The 4040-nt window shown below is 43.2% G+C and carries 3 protein-coding genes; all 3 read left to right on the top strand.

Annotated features, from left to right (window positions below; genetic code table 11):
* The first annotated feature begins 38 nt into the window (after positions 1-38).
* The gene (locus tag ACMJ0U_RS11315; protein ID WP_417130021.1) at positions 39-1337 is read left to right on the top strand and encodes an outer membrane beta-barrel protein; all 1299 of its coding nucleotides are present in this window, start codon (positions 39-41) and stop codon (positions 1335-1337) included.
* 72 nt (positions 1338-1409) lie between these two features.
* Positions 1410-2066, top strand: coding sequence for a ribulose-phosphate 3-epimerase (gene rpe, locus ACMJ0U_RS11310; protein WP_417130020.1), 657 nt, complete (start codon positions 1410-1412; stop codon positions 2064-2066).
* 21 nt (positions 2067-2087) lie between these two features.
* The coding region (locus ACMJ0U_RS11305) for a ComEC/Rec2 family competence protein (protein ID WP_417130019.1) at positions 2088-4040 on the top strand (1953 nt) is incomplete at its 3' end.

Below are 4040 nucleotides of genomic sequence, written 5' to 3'. Positions count from 1 at the left end.
CAAAGAAAATAAATGAATATAGAAAGAAATTATAGGCAATGAAGAGCGAGAAAGAATGGATAGATAATTTACGTAACCAGATGGAGGGCTATTCTGAACCTCTTCCTGAGGGGCTTTGGGATAAGTTGTCCAAGGAATTGGAAGAACCTAAAGTTCCGAAGGTAATTCCTCTATGGAGACGTTGGCAAGTGGCTGCGGCGGTGCTGGTGCTGCTGGTGTCTTCACTGACATATTGGTTCTGGTCTTCTCCGCAGGCTGATTTTCGTAATCAGGAGCTGGCCGTAAAGGTGAAGGATGCTCCTTTGCCAGAGTATGCTCCACTTCAAGAGGAGCGGATGGCAGAGACTGGGCTTGTAGAAACATCTTCTGAAAAATCAGTCTCTCTCTTAGCTCATACTCCGCTTATACAGTCTGTGGAGAATAAAGAAGGGGAAGAGGTAGATCCAGTTTCTGCTATTTCGGAAATGGATCAGGAAGAACCTGAAGAAGTGGCGAAAGAGAATGTGAATGTAGAACAAGAGGTCACCAGAACACCGACAGAACGAAGCAGAAGCATGAAAGAAAATCGGGCAGCTGATCGTGAACGTATGGAACGTAATGCCATGGTACTGAAAAATAAGTCGGATAAGTCTTCTGGATTCTCGGTTGGAGTTGGAGCAGGCAATACGCCTTATAGCTCGTTGAATACATTTGATGGAATGGGTAGTTTTGTGGCTCGTTCGGCTTATTATACTTCTTCCGATTTGAATATGTCTCCAATAAGTAATGGAGGACTGGCTTACAGTCAGGTGTTGTTGGAGAATGCGATACAAACACCTCAGACGAGTGTGAAACACCATATGCCTGTCACGGTGGGGCTGACAGTAGCCTGGCATTTTCATAAAGACTGGGCATTGGAAACAGGATTAAATTATACACTTTTATCTTCAGATATTCATTCCGGTTCCAAATCGTATGTGGAAGAGACCCAGAAATTGCATTATGTGGGTATACCGGTAAAACTGCATCGTTCTATTTGGAAAAATAGCTGGCTCTCTGTATATGCGTCTGCCGGAGGAGTAATGGAGAAATGTGTATCAGGTAAGCTAGAAACTGTTACCGTGACGAATGGAGGAAATCGTACGTCTGAGAACACATCATTGGATGTGGATCCGCTTCAGTGGTCAGTGACTGCAGCAGCCGGAGCGCAAGTGAATTTTACCTCACGTTTTGGATTATATGTAGAGCCCGGAATTGCATATTATTTTGATGACCATAGCGGAGTAGAAACCATACGAAAAGAACACCCTCTTAATTTTAATTTGCAGTTAGGCTTACGCTTCAATGTGACCAAATAAGTTTTTATAGTTGATTTATTAGAAAAGATGCTTATCTTTGTTGAAAAGAATCTGATTAACTAAAATAAATCGATGGAAAAAATTATGGTAGCTCCTTCCTTGCTCTCTGCAAATTTTGCTGATTTGAAGAGTGACTTGGAAAAAATAAATCAAAGTGAGGCAGACTGGTTGCATCTGGACATTATGGACGGTGTGTTTGTGCCCAATATTTCTTTTGGCTTTCCTGTATTGAAATATGTGGCAGAACTTAGCCAGAAACCGCTGGATGTGCATCTGATGATTGTGCAGCCCGAGAAATTCATTCAAGAAGTGAAGAGGTTAGGAGCCATGATGATGAATGTACACTATGAAGCATGCCCTCATTTACATCGTGTCATTCAGCAGATTAAGGAAGCAGGTATGAAGGCGGGGGTTACGTTGAGTCCGGCTACACCGGTCTCCGTATTGGAGGATATTATCACAGAGGTGGATATGGTGTTGCTCATGAGTGTCAATCCGGGATTCGGTGGTCAGAAATTTATTCCTAATACATTTAAAAAGATTGCGCAGCTTCGCGAACTAATAACTCGTAATGGGGCTTCTGCCCTCATTGAAGTGGACGGAGGTGTGAATTTGGCAAATGCTCCTTTATTGAAACGTGCAGGAGTAGATGTGCTGGTGGCTGGCAATTCTGTCTTTAACTCACCAGATATGGTGAAAGCCATTCAGCAGTTGAAAAACATGGAATAAGTATTGGGAACTCTGCATTCTTTGATAGCGTACCCTTTGTTCCGGTTGACTGTTTGTGCGGCAGCCGGAATTTTTTTATTCGACACATTGTGGCCGAAAAATCTTTCATGGCAGTGCTGGACGGTTATATGGCTGTTTTTTGTAGCTGTTTGTGGAGGGATGTTCTGCTTCTCTCGATGGAGGTGGCGATGGCTTTTCGGTGGTATGGCTGCAGTAACTTTTTTCTTATGGGGAGGGATAACGGTACTTCATCACAGAGAGATGGTGCAATATGGTTGGGATGGAGAGCCTGCTATATATAAAGGAATAGTGGAAAGTGTGCCGGAAGTCAGGGGAAAAACACTTCGGGCGGAAGTGCGTGTAGAGGTGCAGCGGTTGTCGGGTGGGAAATGGAAAAGGGTAGACCGGAATATTCTTTTGTCATGGATGCCGGACTCCTTGTCAAGTCCTTTAGCTTGTGGAGACAGTGTTTGTTTCTATGCAAAAGTTTCACGTCCTTTCTCTGAAAAGGAACTGACCGGATTTGATTATGGAGGTTATCTTTTGCGAAAAGGTATCAGTGGAACGGCTCTGGCCTATGCCGGAAACTGGCGTTGTACGGGAAAACCTCATTCATTGTCTGTGACGCAGCTGGCAAAGGTATGCCAGAAAAAGGTGGTGGATATGTATCAAAGTTGGGGATTAGAAGAGGATGTGCAGGCTGTGGTATCGGCATTGACAATCGGGGAGAAAAGAGAATTGACTCCTGAATTAAAAGCGGTGTACGGTGCGGCAGGTGCCAGTCACGTATTGGCATTGTCGGGGTTGCATGTGGGGATTCTTTCGTGTATTCTTTTGTGGTTGTTTTATCCGTTGACTTATTTGAAACACGGGCGTAAGATTTTAGCTCTACTGGTAGTCTGTTTGTTGTGGGGCTTTGCATTTATTTCCGGATTAAGCTCGTCGGTAGTGCGTGCAGTGGTGATGTATAGTTTATATACCTTAGCTTCAATTTGTTCGGAAGAGCGTTTTTCGGGCATGCATTCCTTGGTGTTGGCTGCTTTCCTGATGTTGATATATAATCCGTTTTTCCTTTTTGACATAAGTTTTCAGCTCTCGTTTGCAGCAGTCTTTTCCATTTTGGCATTTTATCCTTTGTTTTCACGTCTTTTGTGTATTAAAAATCGTGTATTACGTTATGTATGGAATACACTTAGCTTATCTATGTCGGCTCAGTTAGGTACACTTCCTTTTATCCTGTATTACTTTGGAAGTTTCCCGACTTATTTTCTGCTGGCCAACTTGGTCGTAGTTATATTGGCTGGTGGAATATTGGTGCTGACCTTGATAGCGTTATGCTTAGCTTCCGTACCTGTGGTAGGATGTACTGTGATTACTTTACTGGAATGGTGTACTTCAACCTTGAATGAAACCATGAAATGGGTGCAGCAACTGGACGGCTCCCAGATTACGTCTGTCTATTTATCATCTTCTCAAGCCTGTCTGCTGGGTGGAGTGATTATTTGCCTTTATCTTTGCTGGGCATCCGGAATACATCGTAAGGCTTCAGATTGGATTCGTTTATTGGTGGTTTGTAATTTGTTTGTTGCGGTTTCTTGTGCGGGGTATGCAGGAGAAGCTCCGGAACATTTGTACTTTTTCCGTTCGGAAGTATACACTCGTAAGAGAAACCATGTATCTACTCATCGCTCTGAAACCGGACTGCTATGTATCAGAAATGTGTATATTGGTGTGCTGGATGATAGCCGTTGGAAAACATGTGAATCTTTGTCGCGTTTTCCTTTAGAGTATGCGTATATTTGCAAGGGATTTAAAGGAAGTCTTTCCCAGTTGGGCAAGCTGTTTGTTATTCGAAAGGTCATTTTGGACAGTTCGCTGAGTGATGCTTTCCGGGAAAAGCTTATAAGGGAATGTCAATTACTTAAAATATCTTATACTGACCTTTCAGCTCAAGGTTCTTATTCCGTTGTGCTG

The sequence above is a fragment of the Phocaeicola sp. genome (genome assembly GCF_048170425.1).
In the GTDB taxonomy this organism is placed as follows: Bacteria; Bacteroidota; Bacteroidia; order Bacteroidales; family Bacteroidaceae; genus Phocaeicola.
Note: the sequence above shows the minus strand (reverse complement) of the source record. Positions and strands in the feature narration are given on the sequence as shown.